This window comes from Acetobacter malorum (assembly GCF_002153605.1).
Classification (GTDB): domain Bacteria; phylum Pseudomonadota; class Alphaproteobacteria; order Acetobacterales; family Acetobacteraceae; genus Acetobacter; species Acetobacter malorum_A.
The window spans coordinates 61,027-77,317 of sequence record NZ_JOPG01000027.1 but is presented as its reverse complement, the minus strand read 5'-3'; the positions used below and the strand labels follow the sequence as shown (position 1 = coordinate 77,317).

General features: G+C 57.6%; 16 protein-coding genes and 1 tRNA gene. 5 read left to right on the top strand and 12 right to left on the bottom strand.

Going from position 1 to position 16,291, the window contains the following annotated elements; all coding sequences use genetic code 11:
* Nucleotides 1–53: 53 nt before the first annotated feature.
* Genes HK23_RS11795 through HK23_RS11785 form a run of 3 tightly spaced genes read right to left on the bottom strand, consistent with a single transcriptional unit; the run spans nt 54 to nt 3,135 of the window.
* Nucleotides 54–1,523: a glycosyltransferase family 39 protein gene (locus HK23_RS11795; protein WP_256940175.1), complete on the bottom strand. Its 1,470-nt coding sequence runs from the start codon at nt 1,521–1,523 to the stop codon at nt 54–56.
* Nucleotides 1,524–1,531: 8 nt separating this feature from the next.
* Nucleotides 1,532–2,653, bottom strand: a complete 1,122-nt coding sequence (locus HK23_RS11790) for a glycosyltransferase (RefSeq protein ID WP_231888290.1) — start codon at nt 2,651–2,653, stop codon at nt 1,532–1,534.
* Nucleotides 2,650–3,135, bottom strand: coding sequence for an Lrp/AsnC family transcriptional regulator (locus HK23_RS11785; protein WP_179193892.1), 486 nt, complete (start codon nt 3,133–3,135; stop codon nt 2,650–2,652). Before HK23_RS11785 ends, HK23_RS11790 begins: the two co-directional genes overlap by 4 nt.
* A gap of 184 nt (nt 3,136–3,319) precedes the next feature.
* Here HK23_RS11785 and trxB point away from each other — a divergent pair, with 184 nt between their 5' ends.
* Nucleotides 3,320–4,273, top strand: coding sequence for a thioredoxin-disulfide reductase (gene trxB, locus HK23_RS11780; protein ID WP_086654108.1), 954 nt, complete (start codon nt 3,320–3,322; stop codon nt 4,271–4,273).
* 101 nt (nt 4,274–4,374) lie between these two features.
* Nucleotides 4,375–5,256, top strand: coding sequence for a LysR family transcriptional regulator (locus HK23_RS11775; protein WP_062274098.1), 882 nt, complete (start codon nt 4,375–4,377; stop codon nt 5,254–5,256).
* A 117-nt stretch (nt 5,257–5,373) separates the two neighbouring features.
* Here the strand turns inward: HK23_RS11775 and HK23_RS11770 are convergent, their stop codons facing one another.
* The gene (locus HK23_RS11770; RefSeq protein ID WP_086654107.1) at nt 5,374–6,813 is read right to left on the bottom strand and encodes a mannose-1-phosphate guanylyltransferase/mannose-6-phosphate isomerase; all 1,440 of its coding nucleotides are present in this window, start codon (nt 6,811–6,813) and stop codon (nt 5,374–5,376) included.
* A 399-nt stretch (nt 6,814–7,212) separates the two neighbouring features.
* Here HK23_RS11770 and HK23_RS11765 point away from each other — a divergent pair, with 399 nt between their 5' ends.
* Nucleotides 7,213–7,674, top strand: a complete 462-nt coding sequence (locus HK23_RS11765) for a Ros/MucR family transcriptional regulator (protein ID WP_062141941.1) — start codon at nt 7,213–7,215, stop codon at nt 7,672–7,674.
* 208 nt (nt 7,675–7,882) lie between these two features.
* Nucleotides 7,883–8,173, top strand: coding sequence for an integration host factor subunit beta (locus HK23_RS11760; RefSeq protein WP_043550604.1), 291 nt, complete (start codon nt 7,883–7,885; stop codon nt 8,171–8,173).
* 43 nt (nt 8,174–8,216) lie between these two features.
* On the opposite strand, the gene HK23_RS11755 is transcribed toward HK23_RS11760, so the two are convergent.
* Together HK23_RS11755 and murJ are read right to left on the bottom strand one after the other, a co-directional pair.
* Entirely contained in the window at nt 8,217–9,485 is a 1,269-nt protein-coding gene (locus HK23_RS11755) for a UdgX family uracil-DNA binding protein (protein ID WP_086654106.1), read from the bottom strand.
* A gap of 80 nt (nt 9,486–9,565) precedes the next feature.
* Nucleotides 9,566–11,116 carry a murein biosynthesis integral membrane protein MurJ gene (gene murJ / locus HK23_RS11750; protein WP_086654105.1) on the bottom strand — a complete coding sequence of 517 codons (1,551 nt, stop codon included), beginning with the start codon at nt 11,114–11,116 and terminating at the stop codon, nt 9,566–9,568.
* A gap of 183 nt (nt 11,117–11,299) precedes the next feature.
* On the opposite strand from murJ, the gene HK23_RS11745 reads away from it, so the two are divergent.
* Complete coding sequence (locus tag HK23_RS11745) at nt 11,300–12,421, top strand: AI-2E family transporter (RefSeq protein WP_086654104.1); 1,122 nt, start codon at nt 11,300–11,302, stop codon at nt 12,419–12,421.
* A 69-nt stretch (nt 12,422–12,490) separates the two neighbouring features.
* Here HK23_RS11745 and HK23_RS11740 read toward each other — a convergent pair.
* The 6 genes from HK23_RS11740 to rpmF all read right to left on the bottom strand — a co-directional run bounded on the left by HK23_RS11740 (nt 12,491) and on the right by rpmF (nt 16,234).
* Nucleotides 12,491–12,564: transfer RNA gene (locus HK23_RS11740), tRNA-Pro, on the bottom strand.
* Nucleotides 12,565–12,628: 64 nt separating this feature from the next.
* Entirely contained in the window at nt 12,629–13,411 is a 783-nt protein-coding gene (locus tag HK23_RS14795; RefSeq protein ID WP_256940173.1) for a MerR family transcriptional regulator, read from the bottom strand.
* On the bottom strand, nt 13,404–13,730 hold the full coding sequence (locus HK23_RS11730) for an integration host factor subunit alpha (protein ID WP_256940177.1): 327 nt from the start codon (nt 13,728–13,730) through the stop codon (nt 13,404–13,406). The genes HK23_RS14795 and HK23_RS11730 overlap by 8 nt, the downstream gene beginning before the upstream one ends.
* An 80-nt stretch (nt 13,731–13,810) precedes the next feature.
* A complete protein-coding gene (locus HK23_RS11725) occupies nt 13,811–14,776 on the bottom strand; it encodes a beta-ketoacyl-ACP synthase III (protein WP_179193891.1) in 966 nt (321 codons plus the stop codon).
* 70 nt (nt 14,777–14,846) lie between these two features.
* The gene (gene plsX, locus HK23_RS11720; RefSeq protein WP_063907424.1) at nt 14,847–15,953 is read right to left on the bottom strand and encodes a phosphate acyltransferase PlsX; all 1,107 of its coding nucleotides are present in this window, start codon (nt 15,951–15,953) and stop codon (nt 14,847–14,849) included.
* A gap of 77 nt (nt 15,954–16,030) precedes the next feature.
* Nucleotides 16,031–16,234, bottom strand: coding sequence for a 50S ribosomal protein L32 (gene rpmF, locus HK23_RS11715; RefSeq protein ID WP_025825885.1), 204 nt, complete (start codon nt 16,232–16,234; stop codon nt 16,031–16,033).
* Nucleotides 16,235–16,291: the final 57 nt, after the last annotated feature.

The window sequence follows — 16,291 nt, the reverse complement described above, 5'->3', positions numbered from 1 at the left end:
CAAACGGACAAAGCATTCATCAGGGTGGAACATGCGCTTTTCAGGCTTCTTTTTCAGGGCAGCATGACGGCATCCAGACTATGCCCTGCCTCATTACACCGCATCCGCACATGAAAAACCGAGTACGTATCAGCCACAGCCCCATGACGCTGGCGGACCTGAGGCTCGCCCTCCCCCAGCACGACAAAGTGAGCCGCATCCGGCTGATCATGCCGCCTGTGGCTGCGAATCAGGTACCCTTCTCCACATGCGGCGCGCGGCAGATCAAACAGCATCCAGCGTGGCTCGACCGCCATCACCTGCCTGTCTTTGGGCCCGTAAAAGGACAGCTCGGCCGCCAGACCATACTCATCTGCAATCAGCACAGAAGACGCTGGCGTGCGGGCGGCAATGGTCTGCGCAAAATTCTGCCAGCCGCCCATCATCCGCAAGGTCATGTCAAAATGCGGAGAAAGTGTTACGGGCGAGAAGACAGCCTGCATCACAATCACCCCGACCAGCGCCATACCAAACAGGCTGGATGCCATCCATCCGCGCCAGACCGGCAGGACTGCAGCTACAGCAAGAGCCGGATAAAGCACGACAGGCCAGTTCGCCTGCACGCGGGCACCAAAAGCATGCTGCACAAACACGGCGGCGGGCAGCAGGATCATCCATAGCAAGAGGCGAGAAAAGCCGTCTTTCTGACGCCACAGCAGCCAGACACCGCCCAGAAAAAACACAAAGACGCCGGGAGAGGCCAGACCGACCTGCCCGCCCAGCAATTCACTAAAATAGCTCAGTATTTTTGCAGGATGCCAGTCGCCTGTTCGACCACCCTGCTTGAGAAAGCTCACCCAGCCATGCGTCGCATTCCACCAGATCACCGGCCCGGCACACAGCACGGCAACGGCCCCACCGGCCCATGGCCAGGGTGTCTTCAACCAGCTGCGTCCAGCGCGCGTCAGGAAGAGCCAGACCACAACCCCAAAAACAGGCAGGACGGCAGTATATTTACTTTCAAACCCTAGTCCGGCAGCCAGCCCGACCACAAGCCAGCCAGCCCCCTGCCCGGCCAGACAGACACGCCCGAGGCTCCAGACAAGCAACGCCATAAAAAACAGAAGCGGCGTATCGGGTGTCATGATGAGTGTGCCAACACCCAGCGCCACGGTGCCGTTCAGCAGCAGGCCGGTCCGCACCATCCCGGCATCAGGCGTCAGGGCGGCACCGGCCTGCGCCGCCTGCCCCCGAACCCGCAGCCAGTCCCGTGCCGTAAGGGCAAGCAAAACCGTGCCCGCCAATGCGGAAACCGGCCCCATGGCCCGCACACCCAAAGCTGTATCGCCAAAAAGCGCCATCCCGGCCCGGATCCAGACGGCCACCAACGGCGGATGGTCCAGATACCCAGCGGCAGGCGCTAAAGCCCAGATCCGGTAATAGGCTTCATCAGGCGTAAGGGGCACCCATGCCGCCATAAGCAGGCGGCACAGCGTCAACACCCCGAGCGCGACGCCCCACATCCATAGGCTGGCGCCTGACACGCGTCGGGTCACGGCCGCCAGACAATGGTGGAGGACATGGCGTAATTCCACACAACCGCAATCAGAGCGCCTGCCACACTGGCCTCATTAAACTCGCGGTTCTGATTATAAACCATATCCGCCACCCCGACATTGGCCAGCGCGCCAACTGAGCAGACCAGCATGAACAGCAGCAGCCCCCAGACACAGCGCACACCACGCAGGCGTCTGTCACGATAGGTGAAGTTATTATCGAGCTGGAAATTGACGATCATGGCCACAACCGTGCCAATCCCCTGCGCCGTGGAAAAGTCCGCGCCCAGTGCCCGGACGGCCTGCATGACCAGTAGATTCGTGCCGATCCCGATCAGCCCGACAACCGCAAACGCCACAAAGCGCAACGGCAACCAGCCACGGCAGAGTTTGTCCGCCAGCAAGGCAACAAACTGTAGCATGACCAGCGCATCAAGCTTGCTTTCCCCTGCCAGCCGCTCCCGGAACCCGCATGCAATTTCCTGCACCCGCAAGGGCTGAGGAGAAGACAGCAACAGATCGACCAGAATTTTAAAGCCCGTGCCAGACAGATGCGGTGCAATCCGGGCAAACGTGTCTTGCCGCAAGGCAAAAAAACCGCTCATCGGATCACCCAGCCTGACGGGCAGGATCATCTGCGCAAGTTTGATCCCACTATCAGACAACGCATGCCGCCAGGCATTCGCCAGACCGGAATTATCGCCGCCTTCCACATGGCGGCTCCCCACTGCAACATCGCAGGCACCACTCTGCACGGCATCCACCAGTGCGCCGAGACGGCTTTCATCGTGCTGCATGTCCCCGTCCATCACAGCGACAACCTGCGCGGAGGACGACAAAACGCCCTCAATCACCGCAGAGGACAAACCTCGACGCCCAATACGGCAGAGGCCGCGCACACGGGAATCCGTCTGCGCGATGGCCCGAACCGCAGCGGTTGTGCCGTCGGGTGAGTTATCATCCACAAAAATGACTTCCCACCGCCGCCCTGCCAGCGCGCGCTCCAGCGCGGCGACCAGCGGGCCGACATTCCCGACTTCATTATAACATGGGACGACAACGCTGATCTCGGGGCCAGCCTGCACGCCTGCGGCAATGGCCACCGGAGCCTCCGTCACGCTACACCGCCCTCGCTACCCGGAAAAATCGGCACGCCGGTGCGGTCCAGACTTGTGCGGATTGTCTGCAACGTCTGAACACGAATGACGTGCGGTCCTTCCGTCAGGCGACGGGTCAGAGAATTCTCATGTGCTGCATCACGGGCAATCAGGCGAACAAGAAAATCCCCTCCCCCGCGAATCATGTGGCACTCACGCACCTCCGGCCAGCGGGCCAGTTCTTCCTCAAATTCGGATAGAACAGCCTCTTTCTGGCTATCCAGACCAATCAGCGCAAAAAAGGTGATCGGCCAGCCCAGCGCCCCGGCATCCGGGTCTGCATGGTAGCCATGGATCACACCCAGCTCTTCCAGCCTCCGCACACGCCGCAGGCAGGGCGGGGCAGAAATTCCAACGCGGCGGGCCAGCTCGACGTTGGTCATGCGCCCGTCTTCCTGAAGTTCCGCCACAATACGAAGGTCAACAGCGTCTAGTTCCGTCACCTTGCCTGATCCATTTCTCGCCGCAGCCTTTTTCCAAACAATGTGCGGTGTATATGCCACGCACACGCATACGCCGCAAACGCGTTCCGCTCTTGCTCTCCATGCACGCACCCGCCATATCGCAAGGCAAGAGAGTGCGTCTCAACGCATCATGGTTCCCTGCACGCAAAGGTCTGCCTTACTCATGAGTGAAACCATCACCACCGATCTGCTTGTTATTGGCGCCGGCCCCGCGGGCTACACTGCCGCCATTTATGCCGCGCGCGCCAATCTGGCCCCCGTGCTGGTGGCGGGTTTGCAGCCCGGTGGTCAGCTGACCATCACCACAGACGTTGAAAATTACCCCGGCTTTGCCGAGGCCGTTCAGGGCCCGTGGCTGATGGAGCAGATGGCCGCACAGGCGCAGAATGTCGGCACCCGGATTGAATACGACATCATCACCTCCGTGGATTTCAAATCAGGCTCCCCGTTCCGCCTGAAGGGCGATTCCGGCACGGAATATGTTGCAAAGTCCGTTATCATCGCCACGGGGGCTCAGGCCAAATGGCTGGGTCTGCCCAGTGAGAAAACCTTGCAGGGTGCGGGTGTCTCCGCCTGCGCAACCTGCGATGGCTTCTTTTATCGCGGCAAGAATGTTGTTGTTGTGGGCGGCGGCAATACCGCTGTGGAAGAGGCACTGTATCTGACCCATCATGCAGCACACGTCACACTCGTGCATCGGCGTGACACGTTGCGGGCCGAAAAAATTTTGCAGGATCGTTTTTTCAAAAACCCGAAAACGTCCATCCTGTGGAACACAACAGTGGAAGACATTCTGGCCAGCGGCACACCGCCGACGGTCAGCGCCATACGTGTACGTAACACACAGGATGGCACCACACAGGATGTGCCGGCGGATGGTATTTTCATCGCCATTGGCCACGCCCCCACCACCGATATTTTTCAGGGACAGGTCACGCTGGATGCTGAAGGGTATATTGAAACCACCCCCGGTACTACCCGCACCTCCGTCCCCGGCGTTTTTGCCGCAGGCGATGTGCAGGACAAAATTTATCGTCAGGCCGTAACCGCTGCCGGAACCGGTTGCATGGCGGCTCTGGATGCCGAACGCTATCTGGCAGAACTGGGGGGCGAATAACAGGTCATCCCTTGACCCGTCCCGGCAATTACTGCACGTAATGAAATCCGAAGCATGATAATTATGCTCTGATAACTTCATTCAATTTGCAGGAGGCGTGCGTGGACTGGGACAAACTCCGGGTATTCCATGCTGTGGCGGAAGCCGGTTCCTTTACCCACGCGGGAGATGTGCTTAACCTAAGCCAATCTGCTGTTTCACGGCAGATTTCCGCGCTGGAGGACGTCCTTCAGGTTCCTCTTTTTCATCGCCACGCCCGAGGACTGATCCTCACCGAACAGGGCGAGACGCTGCACAAGACGGTGCGCGAGGTCTTTTCAAAACTTGAAATGACTCAAACGCTTTTGACCGAAAGTAAGGAAAAAGCCGCAGGACGTCTGCGGGTTACGACAACCACAGGCTTTGGCAACTGCTGGCTTATGCCGCGGCTGCACAAGTTTATGGCTGCCAATCCAGACATTGATATCTGCCTTATCTTGGAAGACAGCGATCTTGATCTGGGGATGAGAGAAGCTGACGTTGCCGTGCGCATGCACGCGCCCCGCCAGCCTGACCTTATCCAGCGGCATCTGGCAGACTTCCATCTGCCGATTTTTGCTGCTCCGCTCTACATCGAAAAATACGGGATGCCGCGAAGCATTGAAGAAATCTCTTCGCATCAGCTCGTCTTATTCGGAGAGCATCATCCGCCGGTTGCCCATATTAACTGGCTGGCTGAAAGCACACGGCACGGCACAACCAGACAGAATGCCCGTCTGGAAGTGAACAGTATGGCCGCCATGGCATCCGCCATTGCTGCCGGGCTGGGTATTGGGTCCATTCCGACCTATGCGGCCGCGCAGTTCCCTGATCTTATTCAGATTCTGCCTGACCTGACGACCCCGACCGTCGATGCCTATTTTGTCTATCCGGAAGAGCTGCGCAGCTCCAAACGCGTTGCTGTTTTCCGGGATTTCCTGATGAGCGAGCTCGGCATTCGCTGAACGCAGACTTTTCAGACTCGGTTGCCTGTCGACCCGTAAGAACGAGTCGGACGGATGACATAAAAAAAGCTCCCCTTTCCGGGAGCTTTTTTTATGCCTTTACTCACTCTTTATTTATCAATTTCTATTATAACTGTCTTCCAGTCTTATAATATCGTCTTCCCCCAGATAGGCTCCCGACTGAACCTCAATGAGCGTTAGCGGAATTTTTCCCGGGTTTTCCAGCCGGTGCACACAGCCCTGCGGCAGATAGACGCTCTCATTTTCGCGCACCAGCAACTCCTCGTCACCTTTTGTGACCAGCGCGACGCCTTCCACAACAACCCAATGCTCCGCCCGGTGGAAATGCTTCTGGAGAGACAACTTGCCGCCCGGATTGACCACAATCCGCTTCACCTGAAAGCGCTCATTGCGGATCAGTCCTTCATAGAACCCCCACGGACGATAATTCTTCTGGTGGGCAGATGCCTCTGACCGTCCCTCGTTCTTGAGACGATCCACAACCTTCTTTACGTCCTGCGCGCGGTCTTTATGGGTCACCAGCACAGCGTCACTGGTCACCACAACCACCACATCATCCAGACCAGTCACAGCCGTCAGCGGCCCCTCGGAGCGCACGTAACATCCATGCGCATCTTCCGCTAAAACATCGCCCAGCAGCACGTTTCCTTCGGCCGTCTTTGGGCTGATGTCCCACAGCGCGTCCCAACTCCCAACATCCGACCAGCCCAGATCCGCGGGGATAACGGCTGACACCTGAGTATGTTCAGCGACGGCATAATCGATGGAAATATCCGGTGCCTGCGCAAACGCCTCTTTATCGAGCCGGATAAAATCAAGATCTGTCTTCCGTTTTTCAAAAGCATCCTGCACGCTTTGCAAAACCTGCGGAGCGTACCGGCGCATTTCCTCCAGCAGCACATCTGCCCGAAAGACAAACATGCCGGAGTTCCAGAAGTAATTGCCGTCTTTTACAAAGCCTTCCGCAACGGCCTGCACGGGCTTTTCCCGGAAGGAACGGATTGTAAAAGCCCCGTCCACACCCGGCAGCGGGTCACCTTTTTCAATATAGCCATATCCGGTTTCCGGGCGGGTGGGAGTCATCCCGAATGTCACCACCCGTCCCTGCTCCGCCGCCTGCACGGCTTTTTCCATAGCCTGCGTCAGCGCATCTGATTTCTTGATGTCCGCATCGGCCGCCATCATCCATAACACGGCATCCGGATGCGTCTGCGCCACAAGTAAGGCGGCTGCCGTAATAGCGGGAGCGGAATTCCGACCGACTGGCTCCAGCATAATACTGGGATGTGCCACCGAGACTTCCCGCAATTGCTCGGCAATCAAAAACCGATGCTCTTCATTACAAACAATCACAGGCGGCGCAAAACCCGCGACCTTGCCGCGCAGCACTGTTTCCTGAAGCATGCTGCGTTCACTCACCAGCGACCAAAGCTGTTTGGGGAAACTGGCACGTGACATGGGCCACAGCCGGCTCCCCGTTCCACCAGACAGCACAACAGGCACGATCATCTTGCTGCCAGCGTGGCGTGACGTCATTTCTAGCAGTCCTTATTCCGGTATCTTACAAATATTAAAGAGTTATCGGGGCCAATCGGTGCCTATTAAGAGGGGTGCCGGCACACAGCATGAGCATTTTGGATAGTAGGCTAAACCGTAAAGTCAATTATGCTGTTTGCAAATACCATCGTCTCAAAAACAAAATCGACCCACGCCTCATCACAGCTCCGCAAACAGAGCGAACAAGACAAATCATCCTTAAAATAGATTACCAAATGTTTATTTTACTTGCATACATCGCCTCTTTCACTCTCCCTCAGGCATGTTTTTCCTGACACATTCCATTTTATTCAATCACATTGCTATATTCTCTATTCACAAACAAGAATTGTAATAGTATGGGTGACTTATTCAGCCCAACAAATAAACGGAATTGTCATGACAGAGAACCAGAGCTATCCCAACATTCTTGATCTGGCTGCAGAAATCGTTTCGGCGCATGTTTCCAACAACCAGACCGATCCTGCCCTGATCCCCACCCTGATCCGTGATGTGTATCAGGCTCTGAAAACGGCTGATCAGCCGCAGAACGAACCGGAAAAGCTCCAGCCTGCCGTACCAGTGAAACGCTCTGTGTTCCCTGACTACATTGTCTGTCTGGAAGACGGTAAGAAACTGAAAATGCTCAAGCGCCACCTGCAGAGCGCCTATGGCATTACACCGGAACAGTATCGTGAGCGCTGGGGCCTGCCGGCTGACTACCCCATGGTTGCTCCGAACTATGCAGAACGTCGCTCCACTCTGGCGCGTGAAATCGGCCTGGGCCGCAAGATCCACGCAACACCGGAAGGTGAAGACGCTGGCGCACGGGGCCGCCGCGGCAAAAAAACGACAGCCTGATCTGTAAAGTCTGACAGTATTCCTCTGGTTCGTGCTGTCAGATTATTTATGTATTGACGGATCATACCGGCTTAGTGAATTTTGAAGTGCGCACCGGCCTTATGGCTGGGAGCGCACTTTTTTGTTTTGGCGTCCCTTTTTGTCACGCAGATCCGCTGGCCCCTAGATTGTCCGGCAGGTTGATATTCCAGAATTTGGAAGGTGGACCATGACCAAGTCTGAGCTTATTGCCGCACTTATGCAGAAGCATCCGCATCTGCAGCTCAAGGACATCAATCTGATCGTCAATACTGTCTTCGACTCTATTTCCAGCAGTCTGGCGGACAATAACCGGGTGGAATTACGGGGCTTCGGAGCTTTTTCCATCAAGGAACGCGACCCGCGCATTGGTCGTAATCCGAAAACAGGCGAACAGGTACAGGTCTCTAAAAAATACATTCCGTTCTTTAAAACGGGGAAAGACCTGCACGCCCGCATCAATAAAGCGCGTAAAGCCTGACATCACCCCGGGCGCATCTTTGCGCCTGCACGGGTCCCGGACGTCAGGCCAGACTGTCTATAAATGTTTTGACGCGCCCCAGATCTTCTACAAAGCGAGCATATTCTCGCTGCTTATCGGCCTCACTCGGTAGCCGAAGCAGGTAGGAAGGGTGGACTGTCACCAGCCCCTGGCTCCCCTCTCCCAACGGAAAAATACGGGATCGTTCACGAGAAATCGTCACCGGACGATGCAGCAGACTTTGCGCAGCCGTCACCCCCATCATGACAATCAAGGCGGGCTGAATCAGACGTCGTTCGGCATCCAGCCACATCTGGCAGGCTTGCACAGACTCCTGCTCGGGCTTTTGGTGCAGCCGACGACCATTCCGCCATGTAAAACGGAAATGTTTGACGGCATTAGTAACATAAACGGAGCTGCGGCTCAGGCCGGCCTCTTCCAGTGCCCGCTCCAGCACCTGACCAGCCGGCCCCACAAATGGACGCCCCGCCTGATCCTCCTGATCCCCCGGCTGCTCGCCCACCAGCATGACACGCGCAGCGGCAGACCCTTCCCCGAAAACAGTGCGTGAAGCCGGACGCCAGAGGGTGCAGGACCGGCAATCCATTGCCTCAGCGCCCAGAGCATCCAACGATGCCGTCGTTTCGACTTCCACAGCATCCGGTACCAGAACCGTACGGGGCCAGTCCTGCCACATCCCTTGCCCGGCCTGCTGCCAGCCTCCCTGCGGTTCAGCCATAGGCTCAGTACTGCCCGCGCCAAACCAGAGGGCTTTGCCATCCCATTTCATGCTACGATAGTGCGTTCGGATTTCCCACGGTCGGGCATAGCGAGCCATACAATAGGCCGCGTTGCCTTCCACCAGATAAGCCGTTGGCGTGGCTGACCAGACGGTCTGAGCAGGGTCCGCAAAAATACGGGCAAATTCCAGCCGGAAGCGCTCTGTTTCCGCTTTGACGGCCTCCGCAAATTCTACAACAGCGCGGACGTCAGGGTCTTCAAGCGCAGTCGTCAGATCCAGATGATCCCGCACAACGCGAAAAACCAGACGATACAGCGCATCAAATCGCTCAGGGTGCGGTGCCTGAAGCCCCAGAAGAATCCACTCCACCAGCCGACGCGGCAAGTGAAGGACGGCATTGGGATCTTTTTGCTCTGCCGGACCAGACTGAAAAACCTGCTGAGCCTCCGCCACCGACTGCGCCACCCGCCAGGACAAGGTCTCAGGCGGCACGCCAGCCAGAGCATAGTGCCGCGCAGCCTTTCGCCATGTTTTCAGATCAACCTGATGCGCCAGAACAATTTCCGTCACGGTCTTCCCCTCATTCCTTCAGCGACGCAGCTCAATGCACAAAGCACTGATGCAGGCCACAAGCGCTCTGCCGTAACACTTCAGGCGCGACGCTTACGCAAACGCTGCTGAAGGCGTGCCAGCACATCTGCGGCATTCATGATGCCAAACACATGCAGCAGCGCACCATATAAAACAGCTCCAAGACCAACCATGCAGCACAGCCAGAGAACCCGAACACTCAACCCGGCGGGAAACGCAAGGAGAGCCTCAGCGCCGAGCAACAATCCTCCCATAAGAAGTGCTGCACAGGCCGTCTTGAACATTCTGAACTGCTCACCCCCGGAAACCTGCAAAGCTTTGCGCCGCATGAGCAGAATTGCCAGACAGGCTACGTTTGTACAGGCTGCCAGACTACTGGCCAGCGGGGGCCCCATATGAGCAAGCGGCTTCATGAACAGCAGGTTCAGGAGAAAATTCAGGATCAGAATGCCAATGCCGACATAGACCGGCGTCCGCGTATCCCCCCGCGCAAAAAAAGCCGGAGAAAAGACTTTCACCAGGACAAAAGCCGGAAGCCCGATGGCGTAGGTGCGCAGAGCCTGAGCGGACAAAAGCGCGTCATGCTCGGTAAAGGAGCCATGACCAAACAGGACAATCATGATGGGGCCAGCCAGCACCAGCAACCCGGCCACAGCGGGAAGTGTAAGGATCAGCACGTAACTCATAGCCCGGTTCTGGGCGGAATGAGCCGCATCATGCTCGCCAGCAGCCAGATGGCGCGTCAGTACCGGCAGCAACGTCGTCCCCGCCGCAGCGCCCAGAACCCCCAGCGGCAACTGGTTGATGCGATCCGCAAAATACATCAGCGAAACGCTCCCCGAAGGCAGCAGGGTTCCTATGATCGTATCAATCGTGAGGTTGATCTGCCCGACGCCACTCCCCACCAGCCCCGGCACCATGCGGCGGACCAGCAGGCGGATGCGCGGCGTCAGGGCTGGCCAGAGTGGCATCAGCCCAAAGTGCGCCCGATGTGTGGCCCACAACAGCAGGCCAAGCTGCGCTACGCCAGAGGCTGTCACACCCCATGCGGCTGCATACGCCACATTTGGCAAAAACGGCGAGGCGAACAGGATGGCCGCAATCCCCACCACATTGAACGCCAGATAGGCCGCCGCGGCCATGCCAAAGCGATGCAGCCCGTTAAGAACGCCCGCGACCAGAGCGGCCGCGCAGATCAGCACAAGATACGGAAAGGTAATGCGGCTGAGGCTGACGCCCAGCGCATAGCGTTCACCTGTCTGCAAAAAACCGGGGGCAATCAGCCGCAGCACCTGCGGCATGAAGATTTCCCCCAGCACGCACAGAAACAGCAGCCAGAGCAGCATGACGCCCAGCGCCCGCCGCGCAAATGTCCGTGCTTCTTCCTCCCCTTCCTTGGTCAGGACAGAGGAAAACAGCGGGACAAAGGCCGCGTTAAATGCGCCCTCGCCAAAAAGCCGCCGAAACATGTTCGGCAGCCGGAACGCCACCTGATAGGCATCCTGCAAGGGGCCTGCGCCCATAAAGGCCGCCAGAAGCTGATCTCGCACCAGACCAAGGATACGGCTGAGCATGGTCCAGCCGCCAACAGTAAGAAAATTTTTGAGCATGACAGACTGCTTATACGAGGAGCCTTCCCTTTAGAGATAGAGGGATAAACTTTCAAAGCTCAAATAAAAGCCGCCCCTGTGCAGACCCCCTCTGCCTCTATATTTTGCTCGACCGAAAGCGTGCGAGCGCGCAAACTTGTCAATAATGATATTTTTCACTGGGTAAGAGGAGAGGCGCCCCATATGCCAGACACGACAAGCCAGCCTGCGGGTTCCGGGCATCCACGCTGTATTCTGGTCAAGCCAAGCCAGCGCTCTAGAAAAGGGCAGGAAACAGCGCGGAACGTTCTGGCATTTTTTATCTTCGCCGTCGCACTTTACACGATCCATGGCTTTTTGCCGGCTCTGGTGTGGGGTGGGGTGTTCGCAATTGCCACATGGCCGCTCTATACGCGCGCTCAGGCAGCCTGGCCTAAAGCGGCCAATGGCTCTGTCTTGCCGCTTCTCTTTACAGCAGCGATGGCACTGATTTTTGTCATCCCGCTGATGCTCATCACGCTGGAAGCCGTAGGCGAGGCACAGAGTGCGCTCAGCTGGCTGGAACAGGCCCGGCAAAACGGCGTGCCCGTGCCTGATGCCCTTGGCCGCCTCCCCTTTGGTAGTCAGACCCTTACGCACTGGTGGCAGGCCCATCTGTCCAACCCGGAAGATGTTTCCAACCTGACAGGGGCTCTGGACAGCAAGGGCATGGCGATTACCAAGGCTCTTGGTTCACAGATTGCGCATCGCGGCACGCTGTTCTGCTTTTCAATCGTGACTCTGTTTTTTCTTTATAAGGACGGCACCTCGGTCATCCGCCAGTGCCGCATTGCCTCCCGCCGGGCCTTTGGCAAGCGCGGGGAAACCATTGCCCGCCAGATTGTCGCCTCTGTGCACGGTACGGTGCTGGGTCTTGTGCTCGTTGGCATTGGTGAAGGGCTACTGATGGGCATTGTCTACACCATTGCCGGCGCACCACATCCTGCCCTGTTTGGCGTGATCACAGCCGTTGCCGCCATGATCCCCTTCTGCGCCATGATTGCCGTGGGCCTTGTGTCTCTGCTGATCCTCGTCAAGGGAGCCTCCCTTGCAGGCGTCGTGACCTTCTGTATTGGCGCTGTGGTAATTTTTGTGGCTGACCACTTCATCCGCCCGGTTCTTATTGGCGGCAGCACACAGCTCCCCTTCCTGTGGGTTCTGCTGGGTATTCTGGGCGGTGCGGAAACATGGGGCCTGCTGGGCCTGTTTGTCGGCCCTGCGGCTATGGCGGCCCTCAATCTGCTGTGGCGCCGCTGGACTGCGGGCAACAACGCCGTAGAGGCCTGAACAGCAAAAAGGGTGTTCAAGTTCTGAACACCCACTCAACTGCTCTGAAATTTTTCAGAAAACCAAATATCGGGCAGGCGGGATTCGAACCCACGACCCCCAGTCCCCCAGACTGATGCGCTACCAGACTGCGCTACTGCCCGTCCATTTGGTGAAAGGGTCTTTAGCAGTCCCTTTCATAACGCACAAGCCACCTTACGGATTTTTTCATGCCGTCAGGCGGCTACGGAACGCTTCGAGCTCAACCAGAATATCAGCCAGATCATTTTTCAGCTGCCCATTCTGCTTTTCCAGCCGACGCAGCAACTCACCTGAAACACTGTCCGCCACCGGTGCAGGTGCAGGTGCAGGTGCAGGTGCAGGTGCAGGTGCAGGTGCAGCCTCAACCGCCTGTTCGGGCTGTTCAACAGGAACCTCGTGAAAGTCCTGCTCCACACCGCCTTGCGGCTCCTGAACCTCTGAGAGCGGCGTAAGAGCCGGATTTTCCACCACCTCTTCCTGCTCTTCTGGATTCGCGACAAAAGCTGGCTCAACCGAGATGGGAGTGCCCGTGTCCCCAGCAACAGGCTCCGCTGACACGTGCGTCTCTTCAGACGAAGACACAACAGGTTCGGGCGCAATCACTTCAGGCACAACTTCTGCTGCTACAGGAGCCTGCTGAACAGCTTCAGCCTCCCCTTCACGCAGGAGGCGCTGCACACCTTTTACAGTGTAGCCCTTGGCATAAAGAAGATCGGAAATGTGGCGGAGCAGTTCGACATCAGCCGGGCGATAATACCGCCGGCCGCCGCCTCTTTTCAGAGGGCGCACCTGCTCGAAACGCGTTTCCCAGAATCGCAGAACATGCTGCGGCACATGCAATTCATCAGCCACTTCACTGATCGTACGAAACGCGAGCGGCCCTTTTTCCGTGCGGGCCAGCGCACCATTTTCTTCTTCCGGCAGGCCGGAAGAATCCATCATGGAAGGAGACTGGTCGGTGTCACTCATCGTCATACGCCTCGCCACCCTCGAGCGGCTCGTGATTAATGGCTGCACGCAGCAGCTGACTCGGGCGGAATACCAGCACGGAACGTGGAAGAATCGGGACTTCTTCACCCGTTTTCGGGTTGCGTCCGCAGCGCTGGCCTTTTTGCCTTACGGAAAAAGTACCAAACCCACTGATCTTGACGCTTTCCCCGCACTCAAGCGCAAGCATGACTGTTTCCAGAATATCTTCCAGAAGCACAGCCGATTCTTTACGGGACAGCCCAACCTGCTGATAGATCTGCTCGACCAGAGAGGCACGCGTGACAGTTTCCATACTGATGAAAGTAACACGTTGGGCGACCTCGTCAATTCTCTCGTGAGACCGCCCGGCGTCCTGCCATCAGAATTTTGAAAATGCCGTTAGAAACGGGCCAGCGCGGAACCCCATGTCAGGCCGCCACCCAGTGCTTCCATCAGCACCAGATCACCTTTCTGGATACGGCCATCCCGCACGGCTTCATCAAGCGCCAGCGGAATGGAGGCTGCCGAGGTATTGGCATGCCGATCTACCGTAATCACCACCTGCTCGGCAGGGAGGTTCAGCTTTTTGGCCACACCTTCAATGATGCGGATATTCGCCTGATGCGGCACCAGCCAGGCGACGTCTGAATACTCCAGACCTTCTGCCTTCAGGGCCTCATCCACGGAAGAGGAAAGCTTGGCAACAGCGTGCCGGAACACATCCCGGCCGCTCATCTTCAGGAAACCACTTTTGTCACGGCGGCCCACAGCCCCGTCCACATACAGCAGATCACCCGCTGTGCCGTCAGAATGCAGATGGGTGGAGAGCAGCCCCCGTTCACCCGGTGCATCAGAACCGGAAAGGACAACCGCCCCTGCCCCATCCCCAAACAGCACGCAGGTGCCACGGTCAGACCAGTCAACAATGCGGGAATAGACTTCACTGCCGATGACCAGAATATTCCGCGCCTGTCCGGCCCGAATAAATGCATCAGCCGTGGAAAGGCCGTAGATAAACCCGGAGCACGCTGCCGCCAGATCGAATCCGAACCCTTGCTTCATCCCCAGTTCAGCCTGAATCCGCACGGCTGTCGCCGGGAAAGCCTGATCCGGGGTGGATGTCGCCACAATCACGGCATCAATGTCATCAGCGGTCAGACCCGCATAGTCCAGCGCCTTGCGCGCGGCAGCGGCCCCCATGCTGGTTGCCGTATCATGCTCACCTGCAATGTGGCGCTGGGTGATGCCAGTACGGGTTTTTATCCATTCATCGGAGGTTTCAAGCCGGGCTGCCAGTTCATCGTTAGACACGACCCGATCCGGCAGGAACCCGCCAAACCCTACCAGAAGCGAACGTCTCGCCATTACCGTTCTTTCATTATCAAACACCGGCATTCAGGACTGCCTGACGGCCAGTGCCCCGAACCTTGTCTGATCAGGAAGCCGTCGCCTCAGGCTCACGCTCCAGCGAGGCCTGCTGACGGGAAAGAAGCGCCCCCATATGGGTCAGACGCTCACGAATACCATCATTAAATCCATGCGTGACCATATCCATGGCCACATCCACTGCCGCGGCAAATCCTTCGGCATCGGTTCCGCCATGGGACTTCACCACCACGCCATTCAGGCCGACAAAAACCGCACCGTTACGACGGCGAGGATCAAGCCATTCCTTCATGCGCTCAAGACCGGGCCGAACGAGCAGATAGCCAATTTTGGAAATAATGCCGCGATTGAAGACCTGCCGCAGCAGGGAGGTGGCCATTTTCAGCACACCTTCTCCCGTCTTGAGAGCCACGTTCCCGGTAAAGCCGTCGGTCACCACCACGTCGGTTGTGCCCGCCGTAATGTCATGACCTTCGATAAACCCGTGGAACTGGTCTGCGAGCGGGCTTTCACGCAGGGCTTCATACGCGACACGCAGCTTCTCATCACCCTTCAGCTCTTCCGAACCGATGTTGAGAAGCCCGATACGCGGTGCGGGAAGCCCCAGCACAGCCTTGGCAAAGGCCTCGCCCATCACGGCAAATTCAACCAGATTGCGCCAGTCACACGCCACGTTGGCCCCAAGGTCCAGCATGACCACATCGCCCTTGATGGTGGGGCTGATGGCTGCCATGGCAGGCCGGGAAATACCGGGCATGGTTTTAACGACAATTTTGGCCAGAGCCAGCATCGCACCACTATTGCCAGCGGACACAACGCCTCTGGCGCGGCCACTTGCAACGGCATCCATCCCCAGACGCATGGAAGACCGACGCACGCGCAGAGCGGCTGTAGGCTTCATGTCCATGGGGACTGAGGCATCTGTGTGCCAGATGGTGCAGATTGCTTCTGCCTTGGGATGCTGCGCCAGAAGCGGACGCAGACGGGCTTCGTCACCCGTCAGAAGCACACGCATCCCGGGATGGCGATCAGCTGCAATGGCAAGCCCGGCAACGACCACGTCGGGAGCTCCGTCCCCCCCCATTCCATCAACCGCAAGGCTGAAAACCTCACTCTGTTCAGCGGGGGAATTCTCGGAAATCTCTCTATCGCTCATGCCTGCTTCTCTGCCATGCCGCAGATGCCTACTCCCGTACAACCACATTACCTCATGGCAATGTGAGCCGCCTGCCCTCAGGCGCGAACAGCGACTTTCAGTGCCTTGCCAGCTGCAATCACTTCACGACCATCGTAGTGGCCGCAGTGGCTGCAGATGTTGTGCGGGCGCTTCAGCTCACCACAGTTGGAGCATTCAGCATGAGCCTCCACACGCAGAGCCTGATGGCTGCGACGCATGCCACGACGTGAAGGCGAAGTTTTTCTTTTGGGTACAGCCATGGGACCGAGCCCCTCCAAACAGATCAAAGACTACCGGCACCGTGGACAATCCACACC